Raw genomic sequence first — 20,064 nt, 5'->3', positions numbered from 1 at the left:
TGATCGTCATACCGCACCATTGGCTTTCGCAAGGTAAACCCGGGTACCCGCGTTGCCAGCGAGCATTTCCTCGATCTGGTCGAGTGAACCGATCACGGCACGTTTGCCGGTAGCGAGGACAAAGTCTCGTGCGGCCTCGACCTTCGGTCCCATCGATCCTTCAGCGAAGTGGTATTTGGCGAGATCCTGCGGCGTCACTTCGCCGAGCGCGCGCTCCGTGGGTAAGCCCCAGTCGATGTAGACCGCCGGCACGTCAGTAGCGATGATCAGCAAGTCGGCTTGAAGCTCGCGCGCGAGCAAGCTGGTGCACAGATCCTTGTCGATCACAGCAGACACGCCGTGCAGCCTTTTATCACCACTCGCGCCCGTGCGTGCCACCGGAATGCCTCCGCCGCCGGCGGCGATGACGAGCGCGCCATGTTCCAGCAGCCAGCGGATCGCCTGAAGTCCAAGTACACGCAACGGCGCGGGCGATGCGACGACGCGCCGGAACGCTGCACCGTCCGCCGCCATGACCCAATTCTTTTCCGACGCAATACGCTCGGAGTCTGCCTTTGTGTACATCGGTCCAATTGGCTTACTGGGATGACTGAAAGCAGGGTCCTGCGGGTCGACCTCTACCCGCGTGATGAGCGTCGTGACCGTACGCGAAGCGGGCAGCACGTTGGCGAGTTCCTGCTCCAGCAGGTAACCGAGCATGCCGTCAGTCTGCGCGCCCAACACATCCAGTGGGTAGGCTGCCACCTTCTCGTAGGCGGCAGCCTGAAGCGCCAACAAACCCACCTGAGGTCCATTGCCATGCGTCAGCACCAGATCGTGCTGCTCGGCCACTTGCGCCAGTTGCAGAGCGGCGGCGCGGATGTTCTCTAGCTGATTTTCCGCTGTTGGAGGTTGGTCGCGTCGTAACAGCGCATTTCCACCCAATGCAACCACAACCTTCATGAGCGTACTCCGAAAAGGGTCATCCGAGCGTAGCCACCAGGACAGCCTTGATGGTGTGCATACGGTTCTCGGCCTGGGTGAAGACAATTGAGGCATCAGACTCGAACACCTCGTCGGTGACCTCGATCTCGGTCAGACCGTACTTCTCGTGCACCTGGCGACCGACTTCTGTATCCATCCCATGGAATGCAGGCAGGCAGTGCATGAACTTTGTGCGCGGCTTGCCGGTGGCCTGCATCAGTGCGGTCGTTACCTGATAGGGCAGCAGTTGATCAATACGCTGCTGCCACACCGCGTCGTCCTCGCCCATAGACACCCAAACATCGGTGTAAAGAAAGTCGGCGCCAACCACCGCTTTCAACGGGTCTGTCTCCAAGGTGATGCGTGCCCCGGTACTGCGAGCCAGTTCGCGCATTTGCGCGACCAGTTCGGGGGGCGGTTGTAAAGTGGCGGGGGCACAAATACGGACATCCATGCCCATCTTTGTGCCACCCACCAAAAGTGAACAGCCCATGTTGAAACTGGCATCACCCAGATAGCAAAAGCTCAACTCGTGCAGTGGTTTCTCTCCAAACTCCTGCATCGTCATCAAGTCGGCGAGTATTTGGGTGGGGTGTCTTTCATCGGTCAGACCATTCCAGACCGGCACGTTGGCGTAGCGTGCAAGTTCCTCGACCACGCTTTGGTGGAAGCCACGGTACTCGATGCCGTCGTAATAGCGCCCGAGCACCCGGGCAGTGTCCTTTAGCGATTCCTTGTGCCCCAGTTGCGAGCTGCCTGCATCCAGATAAGTGACGTGTCCTCCCTGATCGTGCACCGCTACCTCAAAGGCGCAGCGGGTGCGCGTCGACGGCTTCTCGAAGATCAACACGATGTTCTTGCCCTTCAGGGATGGCCGTTCGTTGCCCACGGCTTTCGAACGTTTAAGCTCCGCTGCCAGGTCGAGCAGAAAGCGGATTGCATCCGGCTCGTAGTCCTCGAGTGCTAGCAAGCTACGATTTCGCAGGTTGAAACTCATGGTGACTCCCGCATTTGGTTGAATGTCAGAGCGCATCGCGCTCGATCGGGCACGACATGCAATGGCTGCCACCGCGTCCGCGGCCCAGTTCAGAACCGGAGACGGTGATCACCTCGGCACCGGCTTTACGTAACAGGGTATTGGTGTGCGTGTTGCGCGCGTAGCCCATCACCACACCAGGCGCTAACGCCAGCAAGTTATTACCGTCATCCCATTGCTCGCGTTCGGCCTGCCAGACGTCACCACCGGTGGCGACTGATCGCAATTTGGGCAGTCCCAGCGCAGCGGCCAAGACACCTAGGAAAGCACCGCTCTCGGTGCGCACGTCCAGGCTGCCCTCACGCTGGCCCGGTCGCAGACTGTGCACGCGGATCGCATCGACCATGTCCGGGAAACACGTCACCAGGTCCACGTCGCAAAAGGTAATGACGGTGTCCAGGTGCATCGCACCGCGCGATTTCGGAATCTGTGCGGCCAACACGAGGGTCGCCGCTCCTTGAGCAAACAGGGCTCGGGCGAGTTGGCTCACAGCCTGTGGCGACGTGCGCTCGCCCATACCGATCAGCACCACGCCCTGCCCCAGCGGCATCACGTCCCCGCCTTCCAGGCAGGCACTGCCGTGATCCTGGTCTGGTTCACCCCACCATGTTGTCACCCGACCGGCGAACAGCGGATGGAAACGATAGACCGCGGCAGTCAGCAGCGTCTCTTGTCGGCGCGCAGGCCAGTGCATCGGGCACAGCACCACCCCCTTCCCGACCCAGCAACTGCTGTCGCGGCTGAACAGCGTGTTGGGTAGCGGCGGCAGCAGGAAATCAGACGCGGCAGCAAAGCGTGCCAGCAGGCCTTCGGGTTCGAACGGCAGCTCGGAGCGCGCCAGTCCGCCAATCAAGTGCTCGGCCAGACGTAGCGGCGGTAGCGCCTCCAGCCATGGCCGCAGTTGCTGCGCAAGCTCAACATCGACGGTGCCAGGGCTGAGTTTGCGGTCAAGCAGCCAAGCACGGGCGATTGGGTCAGCCATGGTGGAGGCAAGTAATTCATGCAACTCCAGCACCTCCACCTCGCGCTCCACCATCGCATTGGTGAAGGCGTCGTGTTCATTGCGCGCCTGCGACACCCATAACACGTCGTCAAACAGCAAGTCGCGGCAGTTCGCGGGCGTCAAGCGCTGTTGCGCCAGCCCAGGTCGGCAAACCAGCACGCGACGCAGTCGGCCAACTTCAGAATTCACACCTTCGGTCATGACGTCGGTTTCCTATGCAAATACACGGGGGATGAACGAGAAGCGCTTTACACAGGCCAATCCGTCCCGAGGCAAGTCATCAAACTCAAACTAAACAGGCTCGTCTGCCGAGGCTTTCAAATGAAACAGCCCCTTGACCTTGGCTTGCAGCGTTCTCGCGATGGCCTGCGCTTCTTCAAGCGTGGTGCCCGCCGCGAGATGCATGGTTATCCTGCCATGTGCACTTGGACTGCCAGGCACTTTGACCGGCTCGCAGACGATGGAGACCGGTGCTTCGTCCAACGCATGTTCGGTGGGCGCGAGCTCCCTGACGATGTATTGGTAAACAGCTGATAACGGCTGGGTCATAGGAAGTACCTCAACAGGTTATTGCCTGCCACCGCTTCAATAGCGTGAGTTGGCAGACCATCTGTCCTCATTCTGTTAGCCGTACGTTGGCCTGTCTGTTCGACAGCACACACAGTGCGTTTAGCGTTAAGGGGTGGCATCGGCATTCGGCGACAAGGCGTCAAAACCAGAGATCACGTCAAAGAGCTCCTCGTCGATGCCGGCTTGGCGTAAACGATGGTAGGTGGCGTTGAGGTCCAGCAGAAGTTCGCCGATGTTTCGATCTGCGCGCTGCATCGCAGCTAGACGACTGGCGTTTTCACTCGCCAATGACTCGGCGCTGGCACGAAACAGTGAAACAAACAGGTGCTCGCGGATGAAGGCACGCAGCGTCTGCGCGTTTGCGCTTAGGACTTCGGGCCGTTGAACGGTGGGCCAGGGCTGCTGTGCCAGTCCGTGCTGCCAATGTTCGTCCAGAGGTAACAGTCGCTGGCTGACCGGGTGATAACCGCTGCCAGCCGGCCGGTTATAGAAAAGAATCAGCGTTGCACTCTGCCGCCCACCCACGGCTCCGCTTTCCGGGATCTGGACCGTTTGCAGAATTTGTCCGACCAGTTGCGTGATTTGCTCTACCGATCCAGGCACGGCAAACAAGCCTTCGGGCGTCATGCCGGCATCGAGAAGTCGTTCATGCACACGTTCGCCAACCGCCCAAACCTTCACCGGGGAAGACGCGAGCTGCGCCATCGCGTAGTCGACGACTTCCTCGTTGAACCGTCCCACCAGCCCCTGATCGGAGCCGAATACAACGGCGTGTACCTCAATGTCATCGGCGTGCGACGAGGAGAACGGAGCGTACGCTGCCGTTGGATCGACCGAGCGAAGACACACGCCCAGACCGAGTTCAACCGTGTGCGCGTAGTCGGCGAGTGCGGCCACTGATCGTTCGTATTGTCCAATCGCCGAGGCCGCCGATGCTTTCATGACCCGAACCACTGACTTAAGGTCACCTGCGCTACTGATTTGGCGGCGCAGTGCGGTGATGGAGGCGGCCATCAGGTTTCCTTGGTGTCTGTCACGGGCGGCGCCAGAAACGCTGCAAGTGCCTGACGCGCAGCTTCGCTGACCTGCTCGCGATCAGTGTCAGTCAGCGGACCGACATCTGCCAGTCGCTTGCCGACGTCATCCGGGAGCCCATTGGCAGCCTCTTCCACGGCGTGCTGTGCAGCAGCCATTCGATCAAGCGGTACCGCGTCGAAGAGTGCCGCATTCAATGCCAGCAAGATGGCGATCTGAGCGGGCACCGTCACCGGCGAGAACTCGGGTTGGCCGAGGCAGGCGCGGATACGCTTTCCGTGGATGATGGACTGCCGCGTATCCTCGTCCAGCCGAGCGCCGAAGCGCGCAAAGGTCTCCAGCTCCTCGAATTGTGCATAGGCTAGTTTGAGGTCGCCCGCCACTGCCCGATAAGCCGCGCGCTGCGCCTTGCCACCCACGCGCGACACCGACTGGCCGACATCGATGGCCGGCAGTACACCGAGTTCGAACAGTGACGGCGACAGCACAATCTGCCCGTCGGTAATGGAGATCAGATTGGTTGGGATATAGGCCGATATGTTCTGTGCTTCGGTCTCGATGATGGGCAACGCAGTCATCGAGCCACCGCCGCGCTCCTTACTCAGATGAGTGGCGCGCTCCAGCATGCGCGAATGGATGTAGAAAATATCGCCCGGAAAGGCCTCGCGCCCTGGCGGTCGCCGCAGTAGCAGGGACAGTTCACGATAGGCACGCGCGTGGTGAGTCAGGTCGTCATAGACAATCAGCACGTCGCGCCCCGCTTCCATGAAGTACTCGGCGATGCTGGTGGCGGCGTACGGTGCGATGTAGGACAGTCCGGGCGCCTCGTTGCCTTCGGCTACCACCACCACGGTATAGGCCATCGCCCCCTTCTCGCGCAGGTTGGCCACCGCCTTGGCCACTGCCGACGCTCGTTGGCCGATGGCGCAGTAAACGCACAACACGTTCTTGTCACGTTGATTGAAGATGGTATCGATGGCGATCGCTGTCTTGCCGGTCTGGCGGTCGCCCAGGATCAGTTCGCGCTGGCCCCGGCCGATGGGGATCAGCGCGTCGATGACTTTCAGACCGCTTTGCAGCGGCTCGGTCACGGGCGCGCGGTCCATGATGGGCGCCGCCGGCCGTTCGATGGGCAGGCGCTCTTGGGTCGCCACCTTTGCACCGCCGTCCAGTGGCCGGCCGAGTGGGTCAATCACCCGGCCCAACAGCGCATCGCCCACGGCCACGTCCATCACCCGGCCAGTACGCCGCACCTCCTGACCGGCGCGCAGGTGAGCGTAGTCGCCCAGCAGCACCACATCGACACCCTCCTCGTCCAGATTGAACGCGATGCCCGACAAGCCACCGGAAAACAGCAGTAATTCCTCGAACCCCAGATGCGGCAACCCATGGACACGGGCAATGCCAGTGGCGACGCTAACGACCGTACCCACTTCGTGCAATGCCAGTTGCGGCTTGAAGGTCTGGAGTCGTTGGCTGATGCTGGCGAACGCATCTTCCAGTGTGCTTTGCAGCGTAGCGTCTAACGACTCGGTCATCGTCATGTGCGCTCCGTTGAGTGCAGTTGCTCGTTCATATCTGATGACAGGGCATCAAGGTAATCAGAAATGCTCCAGGCCAGTTTCAGCCCTTGGACGCTGAACTCAATACCGCTGACCAGCTCCGGTGCGGTCTCGAACTTGAGCGCAATTGCCTGCCCGAACAACTCATCCAGGGCAGCTTGGATCAAGGTACGTTGCGCTGTCGGCAACTCGAATGCGCTGCGCAATCGAGCCGGCTCGCCATCAGACGTGCCCTTCAGCGCGGCGGTCAACTCGTCCAGCGCGGTGTCGTTGAGAGCCCGCAGGCGTTGGATGAAGACTTCGCAAGCCCGCTGCTCAAGGCTGACAGATGCCAAGTCACCGAGCACCCGACGTGAAATGTCGTAGACCTGCTGTTGAGTGTGGCGGAAGAAATCTGCATGCAGATGTTGTCTTTCGGTCACCAGTGCCTTTGCTCTCACCGCGCTTGCAGCATCAGCCGTTTTGCGAGCCTCGGCCAGCAGCCGCACTCGCTGATCGTTTGCTTCATCGGTGGCCTTACTCAGCAAAGCGGCCCGCTGTTCGTCGAAGGACTGGTTTTTCTTCTCGAACTCGTCTTGCTGCTGATGGGCTTTAGCCTTGGTTTCGGCGGCGTCTTTGAGTTCGACTGCAATTTTCTCTTCCCGCGCCGCAATGGCGTTCAGTACGGGCTGATACAGAAAACGCTTCATCAACCACACCAGTATGATGAAATTCAGCACTTGGGCGGCGACGGTGAACCAGTCGATGAGCACGGTCTATTTACCTGCCGCCTGGGCGGCCGCTGTGACAGCGGCATTCCAGAACGGGTTGGCGAAGATCAGGATCATCGACACCACAAAGCAGTAGATGGCCGTCGATTCGATCATCGCCAGGCCGACAAATAGTGTACGGGTGATGGTTGCCGACGCATCGGGCTGCTGGGCCAGCGAACTGAGCGCCGTGGCTACAGCCCTTCCCTCGGCGAGCGCGGGGGCCATCGTACCGAAGCCGGTGGTCAGGCCGGCCATGACAATGGAGGCGATGGCGATCCAGGTGAGAGAGTCCATAAAGTGCCTATATATGAGTTGGGAGGAAGAGTAATAGCCGCTCAGTCCGTTGCCGCTGGCGAAGGCTTTTTGACCGTTTTGCTGCTACGCGTGGCCGCCGCGATGTACACCGCCGCCAGAATGGTAAAGATGTAGGCCTGTACCATGCCGGTGAGCAAGCCCAGCACTGTCATAACGATGGGGAAGACGAACGGCGTGATCGATAACAGGATGGCGATGATCATCGCGCCGCTCATCATGTTGCCAAACAGACGCACAGCCAGCGCCAGCGTCCGCGACGCCTCACTGATGAGGTTGAAGGGCAACATGATCGGCGTCGGCTGCATGTACGACTTCAGGTATCCCGCCAACCCCTGACCGGAGATGCCGAACAGCGGCACTGCCACCAGCACGCACAGGGCCAGCGCTACGGTGGTCGACAGCGACGCGGTGGGAGGCTCGTAACCGGGGATCACCGTGGCCAACGCCGCCGCAGCGATGAACAGGAACAACGTGCCGAGAAAACTCAGGTAGCGTTGAGGCTGCTGCAGGCCGACGTCTTTGATCTGCCCGACGATCGCAGTCACTACGATCTCCAGCAGGTTCTGCCAGCGTGAGCGTTGGTGACCGGTGGCGAGGCGGCGCGTGATCATCGCTGCGCCCAACACCAGCACGGTCATCAGTGCCCAGGTGAAGACAATGGTGGCATTGAGCTTGAAGAAGCCATATTGCCAAAAGATCCAGGCATCAGGTGTCAGGCGCATGGTGGCGGTCCGGATGTTGGCGGCGCCAGTGCGGCCGCGGTCGGTTGTGTGGCACGCAAGACGATCATGCGAGCCAGCAGAAAACCCAGCATGCACAGAGCCAGCCGCAGCGGTTGACCGGCACCGACCAGGTAAAAGCCAAACAACACAGTGGCGGTTCGCAGTATCAGGCTGGCTAGAAACCAGCGTGCCGGTGTCGGCGACGAGGCGCCGCGGCGCACCGTCCACCACAGTCCGGCGAAAAAAATGAACCCCAGCGCGGCGCCTGCCAACAACGCGGCCACCCATACGAGCGCCCAACTACCATGGTCAATCATCGCCCTGTTCCTTATCATCGCGTTCGTCGTGCATGGCCTGGTCTTCCTTTGCCACCCAGTGCCAGGCGTTAAGGCAACCGATGGTGAGTCCCGCCACCAGCAGCGCCAGCGTCCAAGAGTGACCGCCGGGATGATGCTGATCGAGCCAAAGTCCGAGGGCCGCGCCGAGCAATGTCGGGACCACCACCGACCAGCCGATCAAGCCCATCATGCCCAAGCCGAACCACACCACTGGCGTGCCCCTTTGGCGCGCCTTGAGTTTGCGGGCCGCTTTGGCGCCGACCTGTTCAGCCAGCGTCTGGCTGGCAGGCGTGCGCTTGGGATCCGGTTTCATGACAAGTGATCGCGCAAAGAAACGAACCGGCGCATAAACCCGGTTTCCAGCCGAGCCATGGTCTGGCGCATGGCTTGTTCATGCGCGTCCAGCGTCAGGAATTCCTGCTCGACTGCCTCACGCAGCCGAGCCAGATCAGCGCCGCGCGACGCCCGCCGCGCCGAAATCACCACATCCGGCCCGGTCTTGACTAGCACGCCCTCGTCCAGCGCCAGGAACACTTCGCCTTGCGATTCGACCTCGAAACTGAGGATGCCCGGTACAAGTGCCGCCACGCAGTCCAGACGCCGGGGCAGCAAGCCGAATGACCCTTGTGCCGTCTCGACAACGATGCACGACACGTTCGTTTCGACGGCAAACACTTCGAAGGGCAGCAACACCTTAAGTGTCATCAACAACATGACTTGGCTCCTTGGCAGCCTGGCTGGCTTGCTGCTCGGCCTCGGTTTTGGCTTTAACCTTGGTCTTGGCTTCATCGACCGCACCGATCATGTACAGCGCGCTCTCAGGAAAATCCTTGAACTCATCCGCCAGAATGCGCTCGCAGCCATCCAGTGAATCTTGCAGGCTGACGAGTTTGCCGCTCATGTTGGTGAACTGCTCGGTGGTGAAGAATGGCTGCGTGAGGAAGCGTTCCAGGCGCCGCGCACGGGCCACCACTTTGCGGTCGTCGGGCGACAACTGCTCCAGCCCGAGCATGGCGATGATGTCCTTGAGCTCGGCGTATTGGGCCAACGTGCGGCGGATGGCCTGCGCCAGTTGGTAGTGGCGCTCGCCGACGATGCCCGGCGTGAGCACTTTGGAGCTGGACTGAAGCGGGTCTATGGCTGGAAACAGTCCTTCGCTTGCGCGCTTGCGCGACAACACGATGGACGCCGAAAGGTGCGAGAAGGTGTGCACCGCCGCCGGGTCGGTGAAGTCGTCGGCCGGCACGTACACCGCCTGAATCGAGGTGATCGCGCCGCTGTCAGTGTTGGCGATACGCTCTTCCAGCGCCGCGAGTTCGGTGCCCATCGTCGGCTGGTAACCCAAGCGAGACGGCATCTGCCCCATCAAGCCCGAAACCTCCGAGCCGGCCTGGATGAAGCGAAAAATATTGTCGATGAGCAGCAGTACATCGCGGTGTTCGTCATCGCGGAAGTACTCTGCCATCGTCAGCGCGGCATGCCCCACCCGGAAGCGCGCCCCGGGCGGCTCGTTCATCTGCGCAAAAATCATCACCATGTTGGGCAGCACGCCGGCGGCCTCCATCTCTCGGTAAAGCTCCTCGCCTTCTCGAGAACGCTCCCCGACACCGCAAAAGATGCTTACACCTTCCTGGTGGCCGATCATGTTATGGATCATTTCGGTCAACAGCACCGTCTTGCCGACGCCGGCTCCGCCAAAAAGACCGGCCTTGCCGCCGCGCTCCAGTGGGGTGAGCACATCAATAGCCTTGATACCGGTCTCGAACACTTCTGATTTGGTTGAGCGGCGCACCAACGACGGTGGCGTCTGGTGCACAGAGCGCCACTGCACACCGTCCAGCGCGGGTTGGCGATCGATGGTATTGCCAAAGACGTCGAACATGCGCGACAGGATCTGATTTCCAACCGGGGCCTTCAACGGCCCTCCGGTGTCGTGCACGAGCATTCCTCGCGCAAGGCCCTGCGTGGGAGTGAGCGCGATACCTCGTACGTGACGCTCGTCGCGTTGGGCCAACACCTCGATGGCCACACGGCCCGCATCTCCGGCCCGCAGAAGGGTGTGGATAGGCGGCAGCGCGACATCGAAACGAATGTCCACGACACTGCCGCGCACCGCAGCAACCACGCCGAAGTTCACCGAGTCCTTATCGGTCGTTACCTGGCATTCCTTCATCTCCTGGCCTCCCTTTGGGTTGTCGTGCCGAGCCTGCATCGATGCAACGCGGAGTCAGCCATGCATGCCTACTTTCATCATGCTGGCAACGGCACCCGGTCTCTGTGCGGTATCGAACACAAGGAACCGCCATAGAATCAATGAGCATGCGCTATGACGGCCCGGCATACGGGTATGTTCAAGGTTTTTGGGCGAGCGTAGGGGAGAAGTCGGTCGGTCTCATGTTTAACGACGGCGTAACACTCACAACTCAACTCTTCAAGCCGGGGTCGGTCGAGCACGGTGATCAGCCCACGGCAGTACTCGATCACGCCAAGCTTTTGCAACTTACGAGCGGCCTCGGTGATGCCTTCACGACGCACACCGAGCATGTTGGCAATGAGTTCTTGAGTCATGGCCAACTGGTTACCTGGCAGACGGTCCAGCGACAATAACAGCCAACGGCACAGTTGCTGGTCGATTGAGTGGTGGCGGTTGCAGACCGCCGTCTGGGCCATCTGCGTGATCAAGGCCTGGGTATAACGCAGCATCAGATGCAGCATTTCACCGTGGCGATTGAATTCGTCCTTGAGCAATTGCCCTCTCAGCCGAAAGGCGTGTCCGGCACTCTGGACGACGGCTCTACTCGAAGTGCTTTCGCCGCCCATGAACAAGGCCACGCCGATCAACCCCTCATTGCCCACCACCGAAATATCCGCCGCCGCTCCGTTTTCCATCACGTAAAGCAATGAAACGATCGAGTCAGTCGGAAAATAGACGTAACGCAGAACATCTCCGGGCTCATACATGACTTTGCCAAGGGGGAATGACACCCGCTCGAGTTGAGGGAACAAGCGATGCCGAACCTCGACCGGCAATGCGGCGAGTAGATGATTTTGCTGAGGGCTCGGTGTATAGGACATATCAGTAACCTTTGTCTGGAGCGAGAGAGCACGGTCTGCCTGATTGAATCGCCATGGCGGGTTCAGCCTGTCCATGCCAATCCCGCACATGCGGCAGAACTTCGCCGTGCTCACTGATGTAACGCTTATGCCTCTGGATCATCGTCCGATAGCGCTCTTGCGCCCGACCAACTTCATTACTCAGTTGAGGGACGCGTTCGACGGCGTCCAGAGCCAATTGAAAGTGGTCCGGACTGTTGAGCACTACCCTGTCGAATGGCGTTGTGGCCGTGCCCTCGTCACAGAAACCATTGGAAGGGTTGTCTTGCAGGTAAATCTGCCCGACTGACAGGTAATTGGCCGCCCGCCAATAAGCATTCATGCCCTGCAATTGTTGAGAAGTAAGTCCGTGGCGCATTGTGATCTCCTTAACGGTTAGCGTTTAGCTGTACAGCCGACGGAATACCGCTGGCAGCAGATCGGGCAGGTCTTCTGCCAGCAATCCGGGGCCGAATTCGGCGGCCGCGGCACTGTGTAGCCAAACACCCGCAGCAGCGCTGGCGAAAGCCGTCATCCCCTGTGCAAGCAAGCCCAGAATGATTCCACTCAAGACGTCGCCCGAGCCTGCGGTAGCCAAGGTTGAAGGTGCATTAGCATTAATGATTGCTCTGCCATCAGGGGCTGCGATGACGGTGTCGCTTCCCTTGAGGACGACCACCGCCCCGCTCCGTCTGGCAGCGGCCCGGGTGCGGGTCAGCTTGTCGCCAAAAGGATCAAATACGCGGCGGAACTCCCCTTCATGGGGCGTCAGCACGCAGGGCCCGTGAATCGCTCGATCCAAGGCCCCGGGATCATCCTGGAAAGCCGTGATCGCATCGGCGTCGATGACGGTTGGGCGTCCAGTAGCGAGCATGGCCAGCACGTGGCCGAACGTATCCTTATCAACGCCGGCGCCCGGGCCAATCAACCAGGCGGAGAAGCGACTGCCATTGAGCAAGTGACCAAAATCTTCCGGCGTCACCCATGGCCGCACCATGATGCTGTCCAGCGCTGTGGCGTAGATGGGCAGCGCTATTTCAGGCACCGCAATGGTCGTGAGACCCGCCCCGGCTCTTGCTGCGCCTCTGCCAGCCATTCGGGCCGCACCGGTCATCGGATACCCGCCAAATATCAGTGCGTGACCACGGCGGTGTTTATCGGTGTCAGCCTTCGCGCGCGGCAGGTTGGCCAGCCATAACTCGGGATCATTCTCGAACGCCTGGGGTGCGATGGCGTCGGCTACCGCTTTGGGAGTGCCGATATCCGCAACGATGACTTCACCACACAGGTCCCGCCCGGGTAACAGTAGATGACCTGGTTTTTTGCGAAAAAACGTCACGGTCAGTACGGCCCGCACCGCCCCCAGCGCTTCGCCGGTATCGCCCATGACCCCGCTGGGCGTGTCAATTGCGACAATGGGCACGGAGCCAAGGCTGACGGCAGCCAGCGTTTCCAGCGCCTGGCCTTCCAGCGGACGACTGAGACCGGCGCCAAACAACGCATCGACGATCAATTCCGCACCTTCGAGCACCGAGGGACTCAACGCTTCGACGTCCCCCTTCCAGCGCAATGAATGTTGCCTCGCCTCATCTTTAAGGCTGAATCGGCTGCCCAACATTGCAACCCTCACCGGCCAGCCCGCTTCGGCCAGCCAGTGTGCGGTGACGAACCCGTCACCTCCGTTGTTGCCTGGCCCACACAACACCACTACGGGACGGGGTGTCCAGTGATGCTGGATTTCGTGGGCCACTGCCGCACCGGCATTGGCCATCAATTCAAAAAGCGAGATACCGGCAGCGACCGATAGTCGATCCGCATCCGCCATCTGCCGAACGGTCAGCAGAGCGGTTTGGCGGCCTATCAGCACAGGCTCGGAACTGAACATGTTCATGCGTTGCCACTCTTTCAAACCGCACTGAAATCGATGACCACTCGCGATGGCACATCACCGTGTTCGAGTCGCTCGAAAATCTGGTTGATCGCCGATAGCGGCTGCAATTCAATGTCGGCCTTGACCTTGCCCTGAGCAGCAAAGGCCAACGCTTCGGCCATGTCCTGACGATTGCCTACAAAGGAGCCTCGTACGGTGATGCAATTGGCGACCACGTCGAACAACGGCACAGGAAACTCACCCGGCGGTAAGCCCACCAGCACGCAAGTCCCGTGTTTGCGCGTCATACCGACGCCCTGTTTGAAGGCACTGAGCGAAGGTGCCGTGATCAGCACGCCATGGGCGCCACCACCGGTAGCCTCCTTCACCGCTTCGACCGGATCGCCATTTTTTGCATTAACCACGGCATTGGCACCAAGCCTGGTGGCATGGGCCAGTTTGCGGTCATCAATATCCACGGCGCAGACGCGCAGCCCCATGGCTTTGGCATACTGAACAGCCAAGTGACCCAGTCCGCCCACGCCAGAGATAGCGATCCATTGCCCCGGCCGGGCACCGGTCTCTTTGATGCCTTTGTAGGTCGTGACGCCGGCACAAATGATCGGCGCCGCTTCCCTTGGATCAAGGCCCGGTGGAATGTGAGCGACGTAGTTCGGGTCTGCCAGGATGTATTCGGCAAAGCCGCCGTTCTTCGTGTAGCCACCAAACTGTGCTTGAGCACATACGGTCTCCCAAGCGGTCAGACAGTACTCACAGTGCCCGCAGGCCGAGTAAAGCCATGGCACTCCCACTCGCTCGCCCACCTTTACGGTCGTGACCCCCTCACCGATTGCGGTCACGACACCGATACCTTCGTGCCCCGGAATAAAAGGGACAGCTGGCTTGAGCGGCCAGTCGCCTCTAGCGGCGTGAAGATCGGTGTGGCAAACACCACAGGCTTCGGTCTTGACCAGGATCTGCCCTGCCCCGGCGACAGGGACGTCACACTCTCTGATCACCAGCGGTTGCCCAAATTGCTCGACAACGGCTGCTCGCATTTTCAGACTCATGGAATATTCCTCTTCAGTTGCCCCGTAGGCTCCCAAGACAATTGAGAGAGTTGAAGGCGAAAACGTCCTTTGCGGTCAGATCGGCGGGGCGATAAATGCGTAACGCACCAGTTTTTTATTCACGAAGGTCTGAATACCTGCCTCACCCAACTCACGCCCGTATCCGGAGTGCTTGATACCGCCAATTGGCAGCTCGGTATCCGACCAATTGATGCTGTTGATGAACTCCATTCCCGAATCGATACCACTGGCTAATCTATGATCGAGTACTCCTGATTGTGCGCATGAAGTGCAAGGCACACGACCTCTGCCGGGCACTGCGTTAAAGTCAGAAGGAGACGATGATATTGTTTTGCACATTTTTGACACCCGCTGTACTCCAGGCTGAATGCGCTGCTAACTCGCGCTCAGCCCAGTTGTCGACAGTTCCGGATAGGGTCACATCGGCGCCTTGGACATCGACCGTTATCTTTTGCGAGTCAATAATGGCCCGACGTTTAAGCGCCTCAGCTATTTCAGCCTTCACCCCTCTCGCCGATGCCGTGGACTTAATCAAAATGTTGTTACTGACCCCCTTGACGCCCATCAGGTTGCGGATTGCGCCTACAGCTTCGCGGCGCTGGTATTCCCATTCAACATCACCGGCCAAAGTCACCCAGCCGTCTTCAACCTTAATCTTGATCGACTCCTTGATCAGGTTACTTGTCCATTCCAAGACATTTTCGGCTGAGCGCGCGATATCGGCATCGTTACGCTGGCTCGGGCCTGGCAGCTTTACGTCCATTTCTACTGCTAGCGCGCGAACACCAGACACTTTCTGGGCGGCTTGTTCAGCGGCCCATTTTTCAACGTAGCTGTTGACATGCCCAGTAAGGGTCACGATGCCGTCCTTGATCTCGACCCCGATCTGTTCGGCATTGACCGAGGGCTCCCAGCGCAGCTCCTCAAGGATGTCTTTTTTTAGTTCCTTATCCGTTTTCATGATTTCAATACCAAGTGAAGTGCTCGCCTGTGCAATGTATGCAACAGGACCATGAGTCAATCATTGCCTGGTGCCTCAACGCTAGTTGCGGCTGCGTACTGGCACTATCAATCAAGTTAGTCGTCTGATTCGCCTGTGAGTAGCCTCGGAAACTACCTATGCTCTCGGTTGAAGCCATCGAAAAACTGGCCAACAGGCATGCACAAACTTACTCGTCGTCATGCCAAAGCGCGTGCGTGGCAGTACTACTCAGGAGTGGGAACAAATCATCGCCAGAAATTCATTTTCGACACTGACGCCAAAAGGCGCCTTGTCATCGGAAACGATCAGTTCGCCGCTGTAATAGGCGAAGTAAACCGAGTTTTTCGTTCCTTGCTGGCGAGCGAAACCACACACGGCCAGATCACGACCATCGGTATTCACCGCGGTCGCGTATAGCGGGTCGAACACCCAGCCGTGGCCTTCGAAGCCGGCCAATGCTTTGGTCCTGGCAGCGACGCCATCCCTGGCGGGGACCGGCACCTTGATCCGGGACTGATTGAGGTTTTCGATCGAGTCCGGCGTAATCACTGTTTTTTGAGTCGGCGTATGCCCACAGCCAGCAAGGCACGCACACAGCACACCAAGCAAAAAGATTATTTTCATCGCTGTGCCATTCCATTGAGTTGAAATGCGCCTTTGATTAATTGGCACGACCGGCTTTTTTGAGCATCAGCTGCGCCCGTTCATTGGCTTCGTCCGCCGATTTTTTTGCCTCTAGGGCTGCCCGCAACGCCTGATCCGCCTTTATCGCTGACTCGTCCGCATGCACTCTGGCCGCTGTCGCCATGTCTTCGGCGCTGCTCAGCCTCGCATCCATCTCCTGTTGGTGATGGCTGCAACCGGCGGTCATCCCCAAAGCCACGATTAAAGACGTGTTTAGAATGAGTTTTTTCATGGTGTCACTCCTTCATGCCTGAATAGGTAAGCACGCTCTGCCGATGCAGAATAATCAGCCTATTCGGTTTTGAGATAAGGCAGAAGGCTCGGAAACTACTCAGTGGCCTTTGCGAATGAGGCGCCCAGCGATGACCGCTGGTCTGAGAACTGCCGCGAAACCCATCGCGATAAGCGCGCTCGCCAAGCAACAAAGGCGGGATATTTTTAGAGGTTCGCCGCGTATGCAATTTACAAAGTCGTCAATCCACACGGCTTCGCCAAGGTGGACGTTGCGTCGCCCCTGAAGGAGAGTAGGATTTAAAGACGTATTCCTTCGGAATGCATTGCTGCGGAACATCACAATGCCCGTTCGCCTTCCACTCGACGCTGGAACGGCCAAGCCCAAGGTGATAGCGCCATCCCCTTCAGCCGACGCTTCAACGCTGAACTCAGAGAAACAATCGGACTCTCGCGACGCGACTGAATCCCTTGACCAAATGCGCTCGCTGAACAATGAGCTTATAGAGATGAACGAACAACTTCGTTCCTCACTCGAACAGCAACGAGCAGCCGCCGTGGTGTCTCTGAACGTGCTGTACAGCATCAACATTGCAGCGATTCTGTTAGACGAAGATTTGAATATTCGCCTGTTCACCCCGGCGAGTCAGTCCTTGTTCAACATTCTTGCCCAGGACATTGGACGACCGTTGGCTGACTTGCGCCCACTGGCCAGTGATTCCAACCTTTTGGAAGATGCCAGAACCGTCATGCGTGATAAGACTCCACTGGAGCGGGAAGTCGAATCACGCAGTGGAGTGAGTTTTACCCGTCGAATTTCACCCTACAGCCAACAGGATAGTTTTGGTGATGGGGTAGTTATCACCTTCACCGACATCTGCGACAAAAAACAGATCACACAAGCGCTTGAAAAAGCGATGCAGAAAGCGGAACTGGCGACAGCCACTCGCTCACGTTTTCTCGCTTGCGCCAGTCATGATCTGCGCCAGCCTCTGCAAACTCTCAAGTTGTTGCAAGGGCTGCTGCTGGACATTCTGAACGACGAGCAACCCCGCAAGCTGACGGTCAGGATCGGCGAAACCGTGGGCGCGATGTCCGGAATGTTAAATGCCCTTCTGGATATCAACCACATCGAAACCGGCACGGTTCAGGCAACTCCCGTGAGTTTCCGAGTGAGTCACCTGCTGGATCGACTCGCTGACGAATTCAGCTACAAGGCAGGTGCTAAAGGCCTGAAACTGAAGGTAGTCCCCTGTCATCTCTCAGTGGAAAGTGATCCGCGCCTGCTGGAGCAAATATTGCGCAACTTGCTTTCCAACGCGCTGAAGTACACCCACGAAGGTCGGATACTGTTGGGCTGCCGTCGCCACGGCGGGTGGCTCAGTATTGAAGTCTGGGATACCGGCATAGGCATGGAGTCGTCGGTGCTCGATTCACTGATCGAGGAGCAAGACCCTACCGACAATCCAGGCCAGGAAAGTGGCGCCGCTTTACTTATCGTTAAGCGTTTGTGTGCTGTGTTGGGGCATCGATTGCGTGCGCAATCGAGTTTCGCAAAAGGATCGACGTTTTCCATTGATGTCGCGTTATCCCGTGAATGCGCAACCCTGCCAATTGCCATTCAGGATGGCAAACCACAAGAACCAGGCTCCGTGACTAAAAATGGAATGATACTGATAGTCGAGGATGACGCCGAATTGCTCGAATTGCTGGGCAACCTGCTCAAGTCGGAAGGTTATCAGGTGGCAATGGCCATCGACGGTGCAACCGCCTTGGATAGCGTCACGCACGGTGGTGTGCAGCCGGACTTGATACTGGCGGACTTCAATTTGCCTGGTTCGAGCAATGGCTTACAAATGATCACTCAGTTGCGAAAAAAACTGCATCGCCGCATTCCAGCGATCGTTCTGACCGGTGATATTTCAAGACAGACTTCCCGTGACGTAGCGTTTGAACACTGTACTCAGCTCAACAAACCGGCAAAGCTCAAAGAGATCATTTTCGTTATTGCTTCGCTGCTCGCCCAGCAATGTTTAACCACTGTTAATGATGAGCTACTCGAAGACAGCGAGTCCTGCAATCCTGTGCCATCAACCATATTCGTGGTCGACGCCGACGATCTTTTTCGAGACACGATCCGCGGCGTACTTGAATCAAGCGACTACCACGTACAGGACTATGCGTCATGCGAGGCCTTCCTTGCGGATTACTCGCCTGGTCTCCATACATGTTTGCTGGTTGATGCTCACTTACCAGGAATGGCGAGTCTTGAACTCTTGCATCGTTTGAGGCGCAACGGTGACGACTTGCCTGCGGTCATGATCAGCGGTAGCAGTGACGTTTCAATCGCCGTGGATGCCATGAAAGCTGGCGCGTCGGATTTTATCGAAAAGCCATTTGGTCGTATCGAGGTACTTCAAAGCATTGCGAGAGCGTTGGAACACTCACACGATGCAAATAAAAAATTGGCCTGGACTCAGGAAGCGGCTCATTACATAGACAGCCTAACCTTACGGCAGCGGCAAATCATGGACATGGTGTTAGCAGGCCATCCGAGCAAAAACATCGCGGTCGAACTCGGGATCAGTCAACGCACTGTTGAAAATCACCGTGCCTCGATCATGACCCGAACTCATTCCAAATCCATTCCTGCATTGGCGCGCATTGCACTGGCAGCCAACGTTCAGGCTTCTGCACCGCCCCCCTCTGACGTAAACGCGCCAAGGAAAAGCTAAGTCTCCCGTGAATCAATCTTCAGCAAAATGCCTTCCATTTTCGGTCTTTCGATTCTTACAGCTGAACCATCATGACTTTGCAGTTTCGGTTCGGCAGCGTGCGTCACCGAACAGACGCTAAGTGGTGTAACGCGCACAGTGTCCTTGGCCAAGTCGAATACTCGACCTGCAGCGTTTCCATGTGCCGAGGACATTGATCGGTGCTCCACAAAGGACAGTCCTATGTTACGAAGCATGCATGACTTGGAGGATTACACCATTGCCGCCACCGATGGTGACATCGGCGAAGTCAAAGACTTCTATTTCGATAATGACGCGTGGGTGATCCGTTACTTCGTCGTCGAGACCGGTGACTGGCTCGCCAGCCGCAAGGTACTGATTACTCCTTTAGCCATTCAACGTCCCGAGTGGGCGCTGCGGCGTTTGCACGTCGCGATTACCAAGGAACAAGTCAAATGCAGTCCCGATATCGATACCGATAAACCGATCTCTCGACAGCACGAAATGAAATACCTCGGCTACTACAGTTATCCATATTACTGGGCCGGGATATACCCAGGAGGCTTTGGACTTCCGGGTAGCCAAGTCCAAGAGGAAAACGCTCGCGAACAAAGTGCAAAAGCTGAACGTGCGCGCCATGCCGATGACGACCCGAATTTACGCAGTTGCAAAGCCGTTATCGGCTATCACATCAAAGCCACTGATGGCGAAGTGGGACACGTGGAGAGTCTGCTGATCGATGAAGAGACCTGGGCGATTCAATACCTTGTGATCAACACCAGCAACTGGTGGCTCGGACACAAGGTTTTGATTGCTCCCGAGTGGATCGATGGGATCCGTTGGCTGGACAAATCCGTCACTGTCGACCTCGACTGTGCGTCGATCAAGGCATCGCCTCCTTATGATTCGTCACACCAGTTGAACCGAGAACGAGAGTCGAATCTGTACAACCACTATGGGCGTACTGGCTATTGGGTGATTGAAACCGTCATAGAGCGAGAGAAATAAGTGCAAGACAAATCGGAGGTTGTTGAAACCCAGCCAAGGTTGCTCGTCCGATCAGCGTATTGAACGGGCGAGCG

General features: G+C 58.2%; 23 protein-coding genes. 2 read left to right on the top strand and 21 right to left on the bottom strand.

Annotation, left to right across the window (positions count from 1 at the left end; all coding sequences use genetic code 11):
* Nucleotides 1-6: 6 nt before the first annotated feature.
* The 21 genes from arcC to BI292_RS01445 form a co-directional block, all read right to left on the bottom strand.
* Entirely contained in the window at nt 7-942 is a 936-nt protein-coding gene (gene arcC, locus BI292_RS01545) for a carbamate kinase (RefSeq protein WP_101206745.1), read from the bottom strand.
* Between the two features lie 19 nt (nt 943-961).
* Nucleotides 962-1,960, bottom strand: a complete 999-nt coding sequence (gene argF, locus BI292_RS01540) for an ornithine carbamoyltransferase (RefSeq protein ID WP_101206744.1) — start codon at nt 1,958-1,960, stop codon at nt 962-964.
* A gap of 25 nt (nt 1,961-1,985) precedes the next feature.
* Nucleotides 1,986-3,203, bottom strand: coding sequence for an arginine deiminase (locus BI292_RS01535; RefSeq protein WP_101206743.1), 1,218 nt, complete (start codon nt 3,201-3,203; stop codon nt 1,986-1,988).
* A 90-nt stretch (nt 3,204-3,293) separates the two neighbouring features.
* Nucleotides 3,294-3,551 carry a hypothetical protein gene (locus tag BI292_RS01530; protein WP_101206742.1) on the bottom strand — a complete coding sequence of 86 codons (258 nt, stop codon included), beginning with the start codon at nt 3,549-3,551 and terminating at the stop codon, nt 3,294-3,296.
* A 126-nt stretch (nt 3,552-3,677) separates the two neighbouring features.
* Nucleotides 3,678-4,586: a F0F1 ATP synthase subunit gamma gene (locus tag BI292_RS01525; RefSeq protein WP_101206741.1), complete on the bottom strand. Its 909-nt coding sequence runs from the start codon at nt 4,584-4,586 to the stop codon at nt 3,678-3,680.
* Nucleotides 4,586-6,151: an alternate F1F0 ATPase, F1 subunit alpha gene (locus BI292_RS01520; RefSeq protein ID WP_305887376.1), complete on the bottom strand. Its 1,566-nt coding sequence runs from the start codon at nt 6,149-6,151 to the stop codon at nt 4,586-4,588. The genes BI292_RS01525 and BI292_RS01520 overlap by 1 nt, the downstream gene beginning before the upstream one ends.
* On the bottom strand, nt 6,148-6,921 hold the full coding sequence (locus tag BI292_RS01515; RefSeq protein WP_101206740.1) for a F0F1 ATP synthase subunit delta: 774 nt from the start codon (nt 6,919-6,921) through the stop codon (nt 6,148-6,150). Before BI292_RS01515 ends, BI292_RS01520 begins: the two co-directional genes overlap by 4 nt.
* A gap of 3 nt (nt 6,922-6,924) precedes the next feature.
* On the bottom strand, nt 6,925-7,215 hold the full coding sequence (locus tag BI292_RS01510; protein ID WP_101206739.1) for a F0F1 ATP synthase subunit C: 291 nt from the start codon (nt 7,213-7,215) through the stop codon (nt 6,925-6,927).
* 41 nt (nt 7,216-7,256) lie between these two features.
* Nucleotides 7,257-7,958, bottom strand: a complete 702-nt coding sequence (locus BI292_RS01505) for a F0F1 ATP synthase subunit A (RefSeq protein WP_101206738.1) — start codon at nt 7,956-7,958, stop codon at nt 7,257-7,259.
* Nucleotides 7,949-8,275 carry an ATP synthase subunit I gene (locus BI292_RS01500; protein ID WP_101206737.1) on the bottom strand — a complete coding sequence of 109 codons (327 nt, stop codon included), beginning with the start codon at nt 8,273-8,275 and terminating at the stop codon, nt 7,949-7,951. Before BI292_RS01500 ends, BI292_RS01505 begins: the two co-directional genes overlap by 10 nt.
* Complete coding sequence (locus tag BI292_RS01495; protein ID WP_101206736.1) at nt 8,268-8,609, bottom strand: AtpZ/AtpI family protein; 342 nt, start codon at nt 8,607-8,609, stop codon at nt 8,268-8,270. Before BI292_RS01495 ends, BI292_RS01500 begins: the two co-directional genes overlap by 8 nt.
* A complete protein-coding gene (locus BI292_RS01490) occupies nt 8,606-9,010 on the bottom strand; it encodes a F0F1 ATP synthase subunit epsilon (RefSeq protein WP_101206735.1) in 405 nt (134 codons plus the stop codon). The genes BI292_RS01495 and BI292_RS01490 overlap by 4 nt, the downstream gene beginning before the upstream one ends.
* Nucleotides 8,991-10,469 carry a F0F1 ATP synthase subunit beta gene (atpD, locus tag BI292_RS01485; RefSeq protein ID WP_101206734.1) on the bottom strand — a complete coding sequence of 493 codons (1,479 nt, stop codon included), beginning with the start codon at nt 10,467-10,469 and terminating at the stop codon, nt 8,991-8,993. The genes BI292_RS01490 and atpD overlap by 20 nt, the downstream gene beginning before the upstream one ends.
* Nucleotides 10,470-10,606: 137 nt before the next feature.
* On the bottom strand, nt 10,607-11,371 hold the full coding sequence (locus tag BI292_RS01480) for a Crp/Fnr family transcriptional regulator (RefSeq protein ID WP_101206733.1): 765 nt from the start codon (nt 11,369-11,371) through the stop codon (nt 10,607-10,609).
* Nucleotide 11,372: 1 nt separating this feature from the next.
* Complete coding sequence (locus tag BI292_RS01475) at nt 11,373-11,768, bottom strand: hypothetical protein (RefSeq protein ID WP_101206732.1); 396 nt, start codon at nt 11,766-11,768, stop codon at nt 11,373-11,375.
* Nucleotides 11,769-11,792: 24 nt separating this feature from the next.
* A complete protein-coding gene (locus tag BI292_RS01470) occupies nt 11,793-13,280 on the bottom strand; it encodes an NAD(P)H-hydrate dehydratase (protein ID WP_256592600.1) in 1,488 nt (495 codons plus the stop codon).
* Between the two features lie 14 nt (nt 13,281-13,294).
* Nucleotides 13,295-14,329, bottom strand: a complete 1,035-nt coding sequence (gene adhP / locus BI292_RS01465) for an alcohol dehydrogenase AdhP (protein ID WP_101206731.1) — start codon at nt 14,327-14,329, stop codon at nt 13,295-13,297.
* 75 nt (nt 14,330-14,404) lie between these two features.
* A complete protein-coding gene (locus tag BI292_RS28735; protein ID WP_157831200.1) occupies nt 14,405-14,689 on the bottom strand; it encodes an aldehyde dehydrogenase family protein in 285 nt (94 codons plus the stop codon).
* A complete protein-coding gene (locus tag BI292_RS01455) occupies nt 14,658-15,311 on the bottom strand; it encodes a BON domain-containing protein (protein ID WP_101206730.1) in 654 nt (217 codons plus the stop codon). The genes BI292_RS28735 and BI292_RS01455 overlap by 32 nt, the downstream gene beginning before the upstream one ends.
* 249 nt (nt 15,312-15,560) lie before the next feature.
* Nucleotides 15,561-16,004 carry a hypothetical protein gene (locus BI292_RS01450; RefSeq protein ID WP_256592599.1) on the bottom strand — a complete coding sequence of 148 codons (444 nt, stop codon included), beginning with the start codon at nt 16,002-16,004 and terminating at the stop codon, nt 15,561-15,563.
* On the bottom strand, nt 15,994-16,248 hold the full coding sequence (locus BI292_RS01445) for an Lpp/OprI family alanine-zipper lipoprotein (RefSeq protein WP_101206728.1): 255 nt from the start codon (nt 16,246-16,248) through the stop codon (nt 15,994-15,996). The genes BI292_RS01450 and BI292_RS01445 overlap by 11 nt, the downstream gene beginning before the upstream one ends.
* A 508-nt stretch (nt 16,249-16,756) precedes the next feature.
* Here BI292_RS01445 and BI292_RS01440 point away from each other — a divergent pair.
* Entirely contained in the window at nt 16,757-18,982 is a 2,226-nt protein-coding gene (locus BI292_RS01440; protein WP_256592598.1) for a response regulator, read from the top strand.
* A 222-nt stretch (nt 18,983-19,204) separates the two neighbouring features.
* Complete coding sequence (locus BI292_RS01435; protein ID WP_101206726.1) at nt 19,205-19,990, top strand: PRC-barrel domain-containing protein; 786 nt, start codon at nt 19,205-19,207, stop codon at nt 19,988-19,990.
* The last annotated feature ends 74 nt before the right edge of the window (nt 19,991-20,064 follow it).

Source organism: Pseudomonas sp. 43NM1, from assembly GCF_002836905.1.
Taxonomy (GTDB): domain Bacteria; phylum Pseudomonadota; class Gammaproteobacteria; order Pseudomonadales; family Pseudomonadaceae; genus Aquipseudomonas; species Aquipseudomonas prosekii.
This window is presented reverse-complemented; position numbering and strand designations above follow the sequence as displayed.